The organism is Phytohabitans houttuyneae, assembly GCF_011764425.1.
GTDB classification, from domain to species: domain Bacteria; phylum Actinomycetota; class Actinomycetes; order Mycobacteriales; family Micromonosporaceae; genus Phytohabitans; species Phytohabitans houttuyneae.
Window position 1 is genome coordinate 274,168 of record NZ_BLPF01000003.1, and the last position, 14,167, is coordinate 288,334.

Annotated in this window: 12 protein-coding genes and 1 pseudogene; 11 read left to right on the forward strand and 2 right to left on the reverse strand. The window is 73.1% G+C overall.

Features of this window, described 5'->3' with window-relative positions:
* Positions 1–8: 8 nt before the first annotated feature.
* Positions 9–506: a cupin domain-containing protein gene (locus tag Phou_RS36265; protein ID WP_173065708.1), complete on the reverse strand. Its 498-nt coding sequence runs from the start codon at positions 504–506 to the stop codon at positions 9–11.
* Complete coding sequence (locus tag Phou_RS36270; protein WP_173065711.1) at positions 506–1,396, reverse strand: LysR substrate-binding domain-containing protein; 891 nt, start codon at positions 1,394–1,396, stop codon at positions 506–508. The genes Phou_RS36265 and Phou_RS36270 overlap by 1 nt, the downstream gene beginning before the upstream one ends.
* Before the next feature lie 272 nt (positions 1,397–1,668).
* Here Phou_RS36270 and Phou_RS36275 point away from each other — a divergent pair, with 272 nt between their 5' ends.
* The 11 genes and pseudogenes from Phou_RS36275 (at position 1,669) to Phou_RS36325 (ending at position 13,988) form a co-directional block, all read left to right on the forward strand.
* Positions 1,669–2,997 (forward strand): LLM class flavin-dependent oxidoreductase, encoded by a 1,329-nt coding sequence (locus Phou_RS36275; RefSeq protein ID WP_246274130.1) that lies wholly within the window; start codon positions 1,669–1,671, stop codon positions 2,995–2,997.
* Between the two features lie 13 nt (positions 2,998–3,010).
* Positions 3,011–4,513, forward strand: coding sequence for an ABC transporter substrate-binding protein (locus tag Phou_RS36280; protein WP_173065714.1), 1,503 nt, complete (start codon positions 3,011–3,013; stop codon positions 4,511–4,513).
* A complete protein-coding gene (locus Phou_RS36285; protein ID WP_173065718.1) occupies positions 4,510–5,466 on the forward strand; it encodes an ABC transporter permease in 957 nt (318 codons plus the stop codon). Before Phou_RS36280 ends, Phou_RS36285 begins: the two co-directional genes overlap by 4 nt.
* Before the next feature lies 1 nt (position 5,467).
* Positions 5,468–6,331: an ABC transporter permease gene (locus Phou_RS36290; RefSeq protein WP_173065721.1), complete on the forward strand. Its 864-nt coding sequence runs from the start codon at positions 5,468–5,470 to the stop codon at positions 6,329–6,331.
* Positions 6,332–6,430: 99 nt separating this feature from the next.
* A pseudogene (locus tag Phou_RS36295) lies at positions 6,431–7,201 on the forward strand (ABC transporter ATP-binding protein); the annotation flags it as partial.
* Positions 7,191–8,009: an ABC transporter ATP-binding protein gene (locus tag Phou_RS36300; protein ID WP_173065725.1), complete on the forward strand. Its 819-nt coding sequence runs from the start codon at positions 7,191–7,193 to the stop codon at positions 8,007–8,009. The pseudogene Phou_RS36295 and the gene Phou_RS36300, both read left to right, overlap by 11 nt.
* Complete coding sequence (locus Phou_RS36305; protein WP_173065727.1) at positions 8,006–9,340, forward strand: NtaA/DmoA family FMN-dependent monooxygenase; 1,335 nt, start codon at positions 8,006–8,008, stop codon at positions 9,338–9,340. The genes Phou_RS36300 and Phou_RS36305 overlap by 4 nt, the downstream gene beginning before the upstream one ends.
* A complete protein-coding gene (locus tag Phou_RS36310) occupies positions 9,337–11,052 on the forward strand; it encodes an FAD-dependent oxidoreductase (RefSeq protein ID WP_173065730.1) in 1,716 nt (571 codons plus the stop codon). Before Phou_RS36305 ends, Phou_RS36310 begins: the two co-directional genes overlap by 4 nt.
* Entirely contained in the window at positions 11,033–11,770 is a 738-nt protein-coding gene (locus Phou_RS36315; RefSeq protein ID WP_173065734.1) for an alpha/beta fold hydrolase, read from the forward strand. Before Phou_RS36310 ends, Phou_RS36315 begins: the two co-directional genes overlap by 20 nt.
* Positions 11,771–11,775: 5 nt before the next feature.
* On the forward strand, positions 11,776–12,282 hold the full coding sequence (locus Phou_RS36320; protein WP_173065737.1) for a flavin reductase family protein: 507 nt from the start codon (positions 11,776–11,778) through the stop codon (positions 12,280–12,282).
* 98 nt (positions 12,283–12,380) lie between these two features.
* The gene (locus Phou_RS36325) at positions 12,381–13,988 is read left to right on the forward strand and encodes a flavin monoamine oxidase family protein (RefSeq protein ID WP_173065740.1); all 1,608 of its coding nucleotides are present in this window, start codon (positions 12,381–12,383) and stop codon (positions 13,986–13,988) included.
* Positions 13,989–14,167 lie beyond the last annotated feature (179 nt).

Below are 14,167 nucleotides of genomic sequence, written 5' to 3' on the forward strand. Positions count from 1 at the left end.
CCCGCCGGTCAGTCGAGGGTGACCTCGGACCAGTCGAGGCCGTCGAGGTTGACCACGATCGCCTCCTGGGTGGTGCGGGCGATCACCACGACCGCCTCGATGTCCGGGTCGGGGTTTTCCTCGCGGTGCGGCACGTAGGGCGGCACGAAGATGTAGTCGCCCGGCCCGGTCTGTATCCGGGTCTCCACCGGCTCGTCGCCCTCCAGGTCGACGAAGACGAACGCGGGCGTGCCGGATACCACGAAAATGGCGGTCTCCGAGGCGCCGTGGTGGTGGTTGCCGGAGTTGGTGGCGCCCGGCACGTGGGTCTGTCCCATCCAGAGGTGGCGGGCGCCGACCGTCTTGCCGCTGATCGCCTCCCGGCGCCTCATGCCGGAGGTCTGCGAGGTCTGGTCGACGAGCCCGGCCGGTGCGATGCGGTGCAGCCGGCGGTGAAACGGGTCGATGTCCGTGGGCAGCAGGACCCCACTGGGGGTACGGATCGCGGGCACGTGCAGGGGAGGCATCAGGCGGCTCCTAACAGCGGTAGCGGACCGGAGCTGGCGGGCCCGGTGGCGAGCAGGCGGGTCAGCGACTCGGCGGCGCCGGAGGCGAGGTCGGCCGGCAGCCCCCGGCGCGGGGTCACCGACAGCGGCAGCGGCTGGGCGAGCGGGAGGTCGTGGCGCGCGACAAGCCCTTCGGGGCTCTTGCCCAGCGTGGCCATCAGCCCGATGCCGAGGCCGGCGCGGACCGCCGCCTGTACCCCGGCCAGGTGCGCGGCCTCGCAGCCCACCTCGGCGGCCACGCCGTGCGCGGCCAGGGTGTCCAGCGCCCGCGTGCGCAGCGCGCACGGCGCGTCGAAGGCGACCAGCGGCACCGGCTCGCCGCGCGGCGGCGGTGTCCAGCCCGGCGCGGAGTACCAGGTCAGCTCCAGCTCGCCGACCGTGCGCGCGTCGGGCTCCTCGGCCGGGCCGAGCAGCAGCGCCAGGTCGATGCGGCCGTCGGTGAGGCGGGAGCGCAGCTGGGCGCCCCGGTCGATGCGGAACCGGATGCGGCAGTGCGGAAACGTGTCGTTCAGCGACGAGGCCAGCTCGGGCAGCAGCTGGGCCGCGGCGTGCTCGGTCGAGCCGATGACCAGCGTGCGGCCGGGCTCGACGCCGAACTCGCGCAGCGTCTCGTCGTGCACGCTGAGGATGCGCCGCGCGTGGCCCAGAAACGCCTCGCCGTCGGCGGTGAACCGGGAGCCCCGGCCCTGCCGCTCCACCAGCGTGCGGCCCAGCGACTCCTCCAGCCGGCGCACGTGCTGGCTCACCGCGCCCTGGGTCAGGTGCAGCGAGGTGGCCGCGCGCTGGAAGCCGCCGCAGTCCGCGAGGGCGACGAAGCTCCGGAGCGGGACGATGCCGAGATTCCTGGTCATGCCTATCAGTTTACTAGGAATTACATCACCTGCGCTAATGGATCCACATCACGATCTCTCGTTGGACGCCGCCGCCCCGGCGCACACATACTCAGTGGCATGAGCCGGCGCCCCGCAGTGACGCTAACCAGCCGCCGCTGGCTCGACCAAGGCCGCATCGCCGCGACCCTCTGTCGCTGACGGCATCCCTCATCTCCTTGCCGTGACCTCGGGCACGCCCCAGGTCACGGGGCTGTCGCGCACCCTCATCGACCACGAAGGGCGGCTTTGCCGTGACTATCCGTAGACAACTCAAGCTGGGCGCCGTCCTCCTCGGCGTGGGCGGGCCCGGCCAGCACCACACCTGGCTGGACCCGGAGATACCCGGCGACGCCAGCGTCGACATCCGCTGGTACATCGCCCGGGCGCAGGAGGCCGAGGCCGCCAAGTTCGACCACGTGTTCATCGTGGACAGCCAGTTCATCACCCCGGACTCGCCGCACCACTACCTCAACCGCCTCGAACCGCTGACCCTGCTGTCGGCACTGGCCGTGCACACCACGCACATCGGGCTGGTCGGCACGCTCACCACCTCGTACAACGACCCGTTCAACGTGGCCCGCCGCCTCGCGTCGCTGGACGTGATCAGCGGCGGCCGCGCCGGCTGGAACGTCGTGGCCACCGGCGACGGCGGCACCGCCGGCAACTACGGCCGGGCCGAGCACTACGACTACGCGACCCGGTACGGCCGGGCGCTGGAGCACGTGCGGGTCGTGCAGGGGCTGTGGGACTCGTACGAGGACGACGCGTTCCCGCGGGACAAGGAGCGGGGTGTCTTCTTCGACCCGACCAAGCAGCACCCGCTGAACCACATCGGTGAGCACTTCTCGGTCGTCGGGCCGCTCAACATCCAGCGCTCGCCGCAGGGCCAGCCGGTCATCTTCCAGGCCGGTGACTCCGAGGAGGGGCGCGACCTGGGCGCGACGATCGCCGAAGCGATCTTCACGCACGCGCAGACGGTCGAGCAGGGCCGCGCGTTCGCCCAGGACATCAAGGCGCGCGCGGCGGCCAAGGGGCGCGACCCCGACCACGTGCTGATCGTGCCCGGGATCAGCCCGATCATCGCCGACACCGACGAGGAGGCGCGTGACAAGGAGCGCGCGGTGCGCGGCGGCAAGGACTTCCACCGCGCGCTGAAGGAGCTCGGCCGCCCGTTCGGCTGGCACGACTTCTCCCGGTACGACCTCGACGCGCCCTTCCCGGAACTGGGCGACCTCGGCGACCGCAGCTTCCGCACCCAGGCCGAGCGGATCAAGAAGCTGGCCCGGGAGAACGGGTACACGCTGCGCGAGGTCGTGCAGCACACGCTCGACTCGCGCCGCTCGCCGTTCGTCGGCTCTCCCCGCACGGTCGCCGACGAGATCCAGCGCTGGTTCGAGGCCGGCGCCTTCGACGGCGTCAACATCACCGTCAACGCGCCCAGCGAGTTCGCCCGCTTCACCGGCGGCGTACTGCCGATCCTGCGCGAGCGCGGTGTGGTCCGCGACGAGTACGAGGCCACCACGCTCCGCGGCAACCTCGGCCTGCCCATCCCGAGAACATCCACACGGCCGCGCGCCTGACAGGAGTGTCCAAATGAGACGGAAGGCATTGGCCGTGCTCGCCGCGATCGCCCTCGGGCTCTCCGCCTGCGCGGGCCAGAGCGCGGGCGCGGCCGGCGAGTCGACGCTGCGGTGGGCGGTGACGCTGCCGGCGCACTGGGACCCGGTGGTCAGCGGCAGCGGCGCGCAGTTCCGCATCCTCTCGCTCGCGTACGCCTCGCTCACCGAGATCGACGAGCACGGCAAGGCGGTACCCAGCCTCGCGGAGAGCTGGGACTACAACGACAAGGGCGACCAGGTCACCTTCCACCTGCGGCCGGGCCTGAAGTTCAGCGACGGCGAGCCGCTCAACGCCGCCGCCGTCAAGGCCTACCTCGAACGCGCCAAGACCCAGAAGAACTCCGCCCTGGACGGCGATCTCACCTCGATCAAGTCGGTGACCGCGCAGGGAGACCTCGACGTGGTCGTCCAGCTGACCCAGGTCGACTACCAGATCCCGCTGCTGCTCGGCGAGCGCGTCGCGCAGATCACCAGCCCGAAGGCGGCCCTGGACCCGGCCAAGCTGGACCAGTCGCCGGTCGGCGCCGGCCCGTTCGTCGTCACCGAGCTGGTGCCCGGCTCACACGTGTACCTGAAGAAGAACCCCGACTACTGGGACGCCGCCAACATCCACATCGACCGGGTCGAGCTGCAGACCACGCCGGACGCGGCCACGATCGTCTCCGGCCTCAAGACCGGCGTGTACGACTTCGCGAACCTCACCGCCAGCCAGGTCAAGGCGGCCCAGGCGGCCGGGCTCGACGTGGTCTTCCAGCCCGGCTTCAACGCCTCCAACATCAGCATCAACGTCAACAAGGCGCCGTTCACCAACCCCAAGGTCGTCGACGCGGTGCGCCACGCGACAAACCGCCAGGAGTTCGTCGACAAGATCACTTTTGGGTACGGGAAGGCGACCGACCAGCCGTTCCCACCCGAGTACCTCGCCTACGACAAGCAGTCCGCCGACCGGTACCCGTACGACCCGGCCAAGGCCAGGCAGCTGCTCGCCGAGGCCGGCTACGCGCCCGGCCAGATCAAGCTCGACCTGGTCATCGCCGGCCAGACGTACGCGACCGCCTCGGAGATCGTCCAGTCGCAGCTCAACGCGGTCGGCTTCGACATCACCATCAAGGTGGACCCCAACTGGGAGAAGCCGTTCTTCGCCAAGGACCTGACGCTCTCGCTGTACGGCACGACCGGCCGCGAGTCGCCGGTGCAGACGCTCACCGCCCACTTCGGACCGCAGGGCCCGCTCAACCTCAGCTCGCCCTACCAGCCGGAAGGCTTTGAGAAGGCGGTGTCGCTGGCCCGCAGCACCCCGCTGGAGTCGCCGGACTACGAGGCGAACCTGCGGGCCGCCACCCGGGCCGGGCTGGAGAGCAGGGCGCTGGTGTTCACGTACTCGCAGCCGAACATCTTCGTCAAGAGCAAGAAGGTCTCCGCGCTCACCCCGATCCCGGGTCAGATCCACTGGACCGGCCTGAAGGTAGAGCCGTGAGCAAGGCGCTGTCCATCCTCGCCCGCTCGGTCGCGATCTTCGTACCGGTCTTCCTGGTCGCCACGTTCGTGACGTTCGCGCTGCGCGCCCTCAGCGGGCTGAGCCCGGCGAGCCTGCAGCTCGGCGAGTCGGCAACCCCCGAGGCCATCGCGCAGATCGAGCAGCAGTGGGGGCTGGAGCGGCCGTTCCTGACCCAGTACCTCGACTGGTTCGGCGACATGCTCGCCGGCGACCTCGGCAAGAGCTGGTACAACGGCGCGGACATCTCCCGGCTGCTGGCCGAGGGGGCGGTCATCAGCCTCTCCGTCGCCGGGCTGGCGCTGGTGATCGGCGTGGTGTTCGGGTTCGGCTTCGGCGTCCTCGCGGCGCTGCGCCGCACCACGTGGGTGGACCGCGCCATCACCGGGTTCATGACGTTCATCTCGGTCATGCCGTCGTTCGTGGTCGGCATCGTGCTCGTCGGGATCTTCGCCGTCGGGCTCGGCTGGTTCCCCTCCGCCGGCTACGCGCCGGCGGAGCGGGGGATCGGCGTGTGGCTCGCGCACATCACGCTGCCGGCGATCGCGCTCAGCTTCGACACCGTCTCCGACGTCGCCCGGCAGCTGCGGGCCGGGCTCGTCGCCGCGTACCGGGAGAACTACGTGACCGGCGCCGTCGTGCGCGGCCTCAGCCCGCGCCGGATCTTCTTCCGGCACGTGCTGCGCAACGGCGTCGGCCCCTCGCTCGCGGTGCTCGGCCTGAAGTTTCCGAACCTGCTCGGCGGCGCGGTCGTCACCGAGGCGATCTTCGGCATGCCGGGCTTCGGCCAGTTCGCCGCCAACTCCGCGCAGCGCGGCGACGTACCGGCCGTCCAGGGCGTGCTGGTCGTCTCGATCGTGCTCGTCGTCGTCTTCAACCTGCTGGTCAACGTCGTGCTCGCGCGGGTGGCGCCGGCCTCGGCGAGAGGTGTGTGACATGGTCCGCCGCGTCCTGACGCTGACCTCCGGCCGGATCGCCGCCGGCATCCTCGCCGCCGTCGCGCTCCTGGCGATCTTCGGCCCGATCCTGGCACCGTACGACCCGCTCGAAGGCACCACGGACATCCTCGCCAACCCGTCCGGCGCGCACCTGCTCGGCACCGACTACCTCGGCCGGGACGTGCTCAGCCGGCTGCTCGACGGCTCCCGGGTCAGCATGCTCGGCGCGGTACAGGTCGCGCTCATCGCGCTCGTCGTCGGCGTCATCCCCGGCATCCTGTCCGTCTACTTCGGACGCGCCTTCGAGTGGGTGACGCTGCGCCTGGCGGACACGCTCATCGCGCTGCCGTTCCTGGTCTTCGCGGTCGCGGTGACCGCGCTGCTGGGCAACGGCATCCCGCAGGCGATGTTCGTGGTCGGCGTGATGGTCTCCCCGCTGTTCTACCGGGTCGCCCGCGCCGCCACGCTGTCGGTGGCCCGCTCCCAGTACGTCGAGGCGGCGATCGTCGCGGGCGCCTCGGTCGGCTGGGTGGTGCGCAAGCACGTGTGGGTCAAGGTGCTGCCGCCGATCGCGGTGGCACTCGCCAACACCACCGGCGTCGGGTTCGTCGTGGTCTCCAGCCTGACGTTCCTCGGCATCGGCGTGCAGCCGCCGGCGCCGACCTGGGGCGGCGTGCTCGCCTCCGAGCTGGGCTACCTGAGCTTCCAGCCGTGGGCGCCGCTCGCACCGACCGCCCTGATCATGGCGACCGTCTGGGCCTGCAACCTGCTCGCCGACGCGATCCGCGACGTCACCGGCGAGGCCGGGCGGGCGCTGCTCAACTCAAGGAAGGTGTCTGATGGCTCTTCTGTCGCTGCGTGACGTACGGATACACGACGGCGTCAGCGGTCGGGACCTCGTGCACGGCGTCTCCTTCTCGCTCGCGCCGGGCCGGGCGGTCGGCATCGTGGGGAGTCCGGCAGCGGCAAGACCCTCACCTGCCGCGCGGTGCTCGGCATCCTGCCGGAACACTTCAGCCTCGCCGGCGGCGAGATCGAGCTCGACGACCGCGACACCGCCAGGCTCACCCAGCGGGACTGGACCGCGCTGCGCGGCGCCACCGTCGGCGCGGTCTTCCAGGACCCCGCCTCGTACCTCAACCCGTCGCTCAAGGTGGGCACCCAGATCGCCGAGGTGGTCCGGGTCAAGAAGGGCGCCAGCCGCCGCGACGCGAGGCGGCGGGCGGTCGAGCTGCTCGGCGCGGTCCGGCTGCGCGACCCCGAGCGGGTGTACCGGCAGTACCCGCACGAGCTGTCCGGCGGCATGCTCCAGCGGGTCCTCATCGCGACCGCCATCGCGGCCGACCCGCGGCTGCTGATCGCCGACGAGGCGACCACCGCGCTCGACGTGACCGTGCAGGCCGAGATCCTCGACCTGCTCGCCGACCTGCGCGAGCGCACCGGGCTGGCGCTCATCGTGGTCTCCCACGACCTCGCGGTCGTCGCCCAGCTCTGCGACGAGGTGCTCGTCCTGCGGGCCGGCGAGGTCGTCGAGCAGGGTCCGGTGGAGCGGATCCTCTACGAGCCGCGGCACGAGTACACCCGGTTGCTCATCGACCAGCACGAGCGGTACGGCCTGGACCGGTTCATAGAGCGGGAGACGGGAGGCTACGGGCCGCAACCACGACGGCGGACGAGCGCCGAGCGGCGGAGCGAGGCAGGCACTGAGCGGGAGCTGGACCATGTTGCTTGAGGTGTCCGGCCTGGACGTCCGCTACGGCCGAACCCAGGCCCTTCGTCAGGCGAGCCTCTCGGTGGCGCCGGGCGAGACGGTCGGCGTCATCGGCGAGACCGGCTCCGGAAAGTCCACACTGGCCCGCGCGATCGTCGGGCTCGTCCGCCCGCACCGCGGCCGGATCGTCGTCGCCGGCGAGGACCTCACCCGGTACCGGCCCGGCCAGTGGCGGTCGCTGCGCCGCCGCGGCGTCGTGCAGTACGTCTTCCAGGACCCGCTGCGCAGCCTCGACCCGGACCTGCCGGTGGAACAGTCCATCGTGGAGCCGCTGCTGATCCGTGGCCGGTCGCCGCGGGAGGCGGCCGCGCGGGCCCGCGAGCTGGCCGCCCGGGTGCACCTGGACGAGGAGCTGCTGTCCCGGCTGCCCGGCGAGCTGTCCGGCGGCCAGCGGCAGCGGGTCACGGTCGCCCGCGCGCTGGTCACCGACCCGCGCGTCATCATCCTGGACGAGCCGGTCAGCGCGCTCGACGCGGCCAACCGGGTCCGGGCGCTGGAGTTCTTCAACGAGCTGCGCGACGCGGGCACCTCGCTCGTGTTCATCTCGCACGACCTCGGCTCGGTGGCCGGGGTCGCCGACCGCATCGCCGTGCTCTACCAGGGCGAGATCGTCGAGACCGGCCAGGCCCGCGCGGTCGTCAACGCGCCGCGGCACCCGTACACCCGGCTGCTCGTCGGCTCCGCACCGACACTGCGCAGCGCGGCGGCCAGCCGCGCCCAGCGCGAGGAGCTCCGCGAGCTGCTGAAAACCATCGGAGGACCAGCATGACCCGCCAGATCCGGCTCGCGTTGCGGGCCTACGGCGTCGGGGGACCCGGGCAGCACAGCCTGTGGAAGGACCCGCGCGTCCCGAAGAACGCGAGCATCGACATCGACTGGTACATCGCGCAGGCCAAGGCGGCCGAGCACGCCAAGTTCGACGCGCTGTTCATCGTGGACAGCCAGTTCATCGACGCGACGTACCCGCCGCACTACCTCAACCGCCTGGAGCCGCTGACGCTGCTGTCCGCGGTGGCCGTCCACACCCGACACATCGGGCTCGTCGGCACGCTCAGCTCCACGTACAACTCGCCGTTCAACGTGGCCCGCCGCTTCGCCTCGCTCGACCACATCAGCCGCGGCCGGGCCGGCTGGAACGTCGTCACCAGCTTCGACACCGGCACCTCCCGCAACTACGGCCTCGACGAGCACCTCGACTACGCGACCCGGTACGGGCGGGCCCTGGAACACGTCACCGTCGTACGTGGACTGTGGGACTCCTACGAGGACGACGCGTTTCCCGCCGACGTGGCGCGGGACGTCTTCCTCGACCCGGCCAAGCTGCACCCGCTGCACCACGAGGGCGAGCACTTCAAGGTGGCCGGGCCGCTGAACATCTCCCGCTCCCCGCAGGGGCAGCCGGTCATCTTCCAGGCCGGCGTCTCCGAGGAGGGGCGCAACCTGGCCGCGCACGTCGCCGAGGGCATCTACGCGCCCGGCGGCACGCTGGAGTCGACCCGCGACTACTACGCCGACATCAAGCGCCGCACCGCCGCGCTCGGCCGCGACCCCGACCACATCCTCATCTTCCTCGGCGCCCAGCCGGTCATCGCCGGTACCGACGCCGAGGCGCACCGCCTCTCCCGGGAGATCTTCGACGCGGACAACGACTTCCCGCGCAAGCTGGCCGCGTTCGGCCGGGCCTTCGGCGCGTACGACTTCTCCCAGCACGACCTCGACGCGCCCTTCCCCGACGTGGCCGCGCACGCCGAGCGCAGCGGCCGTACCCGCGGCACCGAGATCGTGCGGCGGGCCCGCGAGGACGGTCTGACGCTGCGCGAGACGGTCCTCGCGTTCACCGAGTACCGGCCGTCCCCGTTCACCGGCGACCCGCGCACCGTCGCGGACACCATCGAGAGCTGGTTCGGGGCCGGCGCGTTCGACGGCCTCAACCTCGGCTTCCGCACCCACGAGGACCTGGACCGGTTCATCGCGGACGTGGTCCCGCTGCTGCAGGCCCGCGGCCGGTTCCGCACCGAGTATGAGTCGGACACGCTGCGCGGCAACCTCGGACTGCCGGTACCGCAGAACCGCTGGACGAGGGCGGAGGCGCTGCGATGAGCCTGCGCGACGTGGAGTTTCCGGTCGCCGTACCGCCCGAGGACGTCTCCGTGCTCGTCGTCGGCGCCGGGCCGGTGGGGCTGTCCGCGGCGGTCGAGCTGGCCGGGCGCGGCGTGGACGTCGCGGTCGTGGACGCCGCCGTCCGGGCCACGCTGGTGCGGGCCGGCGCGATGGGCCACTCGCCCCGCGTGGTCGAGCACTTCCGCCGCTGGGGCGTGCTGCAGCGGGTGCGCGAGGCGTGGACCTTCCCGCCGGAGTGGAACCGCGGCATCCGCGTCGTCACCTCCCTCGTCGGGCACGACCTCGGCTCCCGGCAGGTCCGCGGCTTCGGCGAGCGCGGCGCCCGCCGGCACTCACTGCACCCGCCGATCCGGCGGCCGCAGACGGCGCTGCAGCAGGTGTTCCTGGACCACCTCGGCGAACGGGGCGTCACGGTCGCCGGGGGATGGTTCGTCGAGGCGCTGCGGGACACCGGCGACGCGGTGGAGACCACCGTGGTGTCCCGCGCGTCCGGCGCCACCCGGGTCATCCGCTCGGCGTACGTGATCGGGGCCGACGGGGGCAGCAGCACCGTGCGCCACCTGGCCGGCATCCACCGCGAAGGCGACCACGCGGAGGAGAAGATGTTCCGCCTCGTGGTGCGCACCGGCGACGTCTTCGAGCGCGGCGCCGCCCCGCCCAGCGGCACCAACATCGTGCTCAACCAGCGGGCGTCCGGCTTCCTCGCCGCGATCAGCCCGCGCGAGTGGCGGGTCTACGCCGGCCCGTACCCGCTGGACGCCGACCCGCCCGAGCGGGAGCTGCTGGCCACCGCGCGGGCCGCGTTCGGCTTCGACCTCGACCTGGAGATCGCCTCCTGCACCACGTACTACCAGGCGACGAGGATCGCGGCCACGTTCCGCAAGGGGCGGGTGCTGCTGGCCGGCGACGCCGCGCACGTGCGCACCCCGGGCGGCAACCTCGGCGAGGGCTTCGGCGACGTGGTCAACCTCGGCTGGAAGCTCGCCGCCGTCCTGAGTGGACACGCCGCCGACGCGCTGCTCGACTCCTACGACCACGAGCGGCGGCCGCACAACTGGCGGGTGGCCGACCACGCCCTCGACCGGGCCCGCCGCGGCCGCGAACGCCTCGCCGAGATCCGCCGCGCCGGCGTGCCCGACGACGCCGACACCAGCGCCGCGGCGGAGGCCCGGCGCGAGCAGATCCGCGGGCTGCTCGCCGCGGAGCGGGGCGAGGCACCCGGCGTGCTGTTCGACGAGCGGTACGACGCCTCGGGCGTGCTGTGGTACGAGGACGGCCAGCTCACCGGCGAGCCGCCGTGGGACCCCGACCGGTACGAGGACGACCCCAGGCCCGGCCACCGCGCGCCGGACGGCTACGTCGACCCGTGGGGCGACACCCTCTACGACCGCATCGGCAACGACCTCGCGCTGCTCGTGCTCACCGCCGACCGGTCGGTGGAGCACGCGTTCGTCGCGGCGGCCGCGGAACGCGCGCTGCCGTTCACCGTCGTCCACCTCACCGACGAGGCGGCCCGCCGGGTGTACGGCACCGGCAACGTCCTCGTCCGCCCCGACCAGCACGTCGCGTGGCGCGGCACCGCACTGCCCGCCGCCGGGGCGGGCGCGGTGCTCGACCGCGTCCTCGGCCACGCCGCGCCCGCCATTCCCGCCCTTTCGAAAGGTGCCACACATGACCTCGCTCTACGGTGACTACACCGCACCGGCCGGGCTGCGCACGCGCGGCACCGTGCTGGTGGTGGCCGGCCGCGGTGAGACCCCGGCCAGCTACGCCCGCTTCGGCGCCCGCCTCGCCGCCGACGCCTACCGGGTCCGGGTGCTGCCCGCGCCGGACGGCGACCCCGCCGAGGCACTGGCCGCCGCGGTCGCCGGCATCCCCGACCTGGTATACCCGCTGGTCCTTGCCGGTGCGGACACCGGGGCCGCCGCGGTGGCCGCGCTGGTCGCGACGGCGCGGCCCGAGGCCGACTGGTGGCCGGACGCCGTGGTACTGGCCGGACTGCCCGGCTACGACGCGCACACCGCCGCCGGGTGGGACGACGAGCTCGACGCCCGCACCCACTGCCCGGCGCACCGCGGCGTGCTGACCGGCGACACCACCGTCCAACGTGGAGCGCTGGCGTCGAGCGTCCCCGCCGCCCTGCTCGACGCCGCGTACGGCAGCACCGCCGAGCAGCCGCACCTGCTGCTGGTCGGTGACGCGGACCCGCTCGCCAGCCGCGCCGACCTGGCCCGCCTCGCCAAGTCGCTGCCGGCCGTGCGGCTGTCGGTCGTGCGCGGCGCGCACCACGACGTCCTCAACGACCTGCAGCACCGCTCCGTGGCCGCGGAGGTGGTCGCGTTCCTGGAGGCGGTGCGCGGGCCCGCGCCGCTCACCCCGGTCGTACACGTCGAGTCGAGCAGCTGGTGAGGACGATGGGATCGCTGGACGCGGACACCTTCCGCACGCTGCTGCGCCGCCAGGCCGCCACGGTCACCGTGGTCACCGCGCCCGGCTCGCCACCGGCCGGCTTCACGGCCACCTCGTTCACGTCGGTGTCGCTACGCCCGCCGCTGGTCTCCTTCTGCCTGGACCGTGGCTCGTCGAGCTGGCCCACGCTGGAGCGCGCCGCGCACGTCGGCGTGCACCTGCTGGGCGAGGACCAGCACGAGGTGGCGCGGACGTTCGCGACGAGCGGCATCGACCGGTTCGCCGCGCACACCGGCTGGCGGTACGGCCCGCACGGCGTGCCCCTGCTCGACTCGCCGGTCGCGTGGCTGCTGTGCCGCGTCACCGAACGCGTGACGGCCGGCGACCACGCGATCGTGCTGGCCGAGCCGCTGCTGGGCCACTACGCGCACGGTGCCGCCCCGCTGCTCTACCACGAGGGCCGGTACGCGTCGGTCGCCCCATCCGCGGTGGTCGCCCGCCAGGCCGCCTGAATCGCCGGTGCTAGCGGACGTCTATCCGGTGTCTATGCCTCCCGGACACTCTGGGTGACGGCCGTCCGGTGGGGACGGTGAAGGGGGAGGCATCCGAGATGCGTACGTGGGGGGATGGCGAGCGCCGTGGGGGCGGCGACGCCGATGACAAATGGCAGCGCTGCCTGCGGTTGGGGCAGGAGCTTGCCGCGATGGGACCGGACGGGGCGGAGACGCGCCGCCGGTACCTGGAGGTGTTGCTCGGTGACGGACCGTCACCGGCAGAGCGGCCGTTGCGGATTCTCGTGCTCGGTGCGGGCGTCGCGGGGCTCTGCGCGGCGTACGTGCTGCGCCGGGCCGGCCACGACGTGCGGGTCCTGGAGGCGGACCCGGACCGGATCGGCGGGCGGCTGGCGGCGCCGCCGCGCAGCCCGTTCCGGGATCCGCTGCTCTACGCGGACGCGGCCGGGGTGTCCATCCCGGACACCCACCCGCTGACCCTGTCCCTGGTGGACGGTCTGGGGCTGCGCCGCCGCCCCGCCGCGCCGGCCGCCGTCCCGGCCGGGTACTCGGCGGTGGACCTGCTCGAGGCGGTGCTGGACGCGGTGGGCGAGTACCACGAGGCGGACACGCCGGACGGCCGCGTAGTGGGATGGGCGCGGCTGCTGCACGACCTGGACCACCTGTCGCTGGGGCGGTTCCTGACCGAGTGGGCGGGGCTGGACACGGCGGCGGTCACCGCGATCGGGCGGCTGGAGCACGCCGGGTACCGCATGCCCATGTCCTTTGTGGACTTCTACCTGCGCCACCTGCACGCCGGACCGCGCGTGGCGCGCTGGGAGATCGAGGGTGGGAGCTGGCGGCTGCCGTACGCGTTGGGTCCGGTGCTCCACGACATGGTCGACCTCGACCGGCGCGTGACCCGGATCGAGTACCACGACCCGGCCCGCCCGGCCGCCGCCTACACGCACGTCGCCGCCGAGGGACCGCGCGTGTGGGTGGAGACGGTGTCCGGCCGCGGACGGCGGCAGGGGTACCTGGCCGACGCGGCGGTCGTCACGCTGCCGTTCGCGGCGCTGCGCCAGGTGCGGGTCGAGCCGTCGCTGCCGGCCGCCAAGCGCCGCGCGGTGATGGCGCTGCGGTACGAGCCGGTCACCACCGTGCGGCTGGAGTTCGACCGGCGTTGGTGGGAGTTCGACGAGGAACGGTGGCGGCGCGAGCTGGACGCGCTCGCCCCCGGCCTGTACGACCGGTACGGGCAGCCGCCGGCGCACCGGTCGGCGCCGGCGGGCGGGACGAACCGCCTCGCGTCGTTTCCGGCCGGCCCGGTGCCCGGCAGCGACGGCGGCGTCGTGCTGGCCAGCCACGCGCGGGGCGGCGGCGCGACCCGGTGGGAGGCGATGACGCCCGACGACCGGTACGCGCGGGCGCTGCGCGGGCTGCAGGAGGTGTACGGCAACCGGATCGAGGCGTTCTACACCGGACACGGCGCCACCGGCAGCTGGGCCGACGGTGAGGCGGTGCTCGCGCCCGGCCAGCTCACCGCGCACCACCTGGCCGGCGTGGCAGCGGCCGGCGCGCTGCACTTCGCCGGCGAGCACACCTCGCTGCGGCGCTCATCCGTCGAGGGCGCGATCGAGTCCGGGGTGCGTGCCGCCCTCGCCCTCGACGGCCAGCACCGGCTGGCGCCGGTCCGGGAGCCGGTCTGCGGCGGCGCGCGCCGCTGAACGCCTGCGTGCACCGCCGCCACGCGGCAGGATGGCGGAATGGGAGAGGCGGGGTACGCGGTTGGTCTGGTGGTTCACCCGACCCGGCCGGTGCGCGAGTCGGTGGAGACCATCATCGGGTTCGCGCACCGGTACGGGGGACGCGTGGTGGCCCGCGAGGCCGACGCCGGGCGGGTGGG

Bases quoted from the DNA above. Each gene is read 5' to 3' on its own strand.
- Phou_RS36265 (WP_173065708.1), bottom strand. From the start codon at position 506: ATGCCTCCCCTGCACGTGCCCGCGATCCGTACCCCCAGTGGGGTCCTG.
- Phou_RS36325 (WP_173065740.1), top strand. From the start codon at position 12,381: ATGCGTACGTGGGGGGATGGCGAGCGCCGTGGGGGCGGCGACGCCGAT.
- Phou_RS36300 (WP_173065725.1), top strand. From the start codon at position 7,191: ATGTTGCTTGAGGTGTCCGGCCTGGACGTCCGCTACGGCCGAACCCAG.
- Phou_RS36270 (WP_173065711.1), bottom strand. From the start codon at position 1,396: ATGACCAGGAATCTCGGCATCGTCCCGCTCCGGAGCTTCGTCGCCCTC.
- Phou_RS36315 (WP_173065734.1), top strand. From the start codon at position 11,033: ATGACCTCGCTCTACGGTGACTACACCGCACCGGCCGGGCTGCGCACG.
- Phou_RS36320 (WP_173065737.1), top strand. From the start codon at position 11,776: ATGGGATCGCTGGACGCGGACACCTTCCGCACGCTGCTGCGCCGCCAG.
- Phou_RS36310 (WP_173065730.1), top strand. From the start codon at position 9,337: ATGAGCCTGCGCGACGTGGAGTTTCCGGTCGCCGTACCGCCCGAGGAC.
- Phou_RS36290 (WP_173065721.1), top strand. From the start codon at position 5,468: ATGGTCCGCCGCGTCCTGACGCTGACCTCCGGCCGGATCGCCGCCGGC.
- Phou_RS36305 (WP_173065727.1), top strand. From the start codon at position 8,006: ATGACCCGCCAGATCCGGCTCGCGTTGCGGGCCTACGGCGTCGGGGGA.
- Phou_RS36280 (WP_173065714.1), top strand. From the start codon at position 3,011: ATGAGACGGAAGGCATTGGCCGTGCTCGCCGCGATCGCCCTCGGGCTC.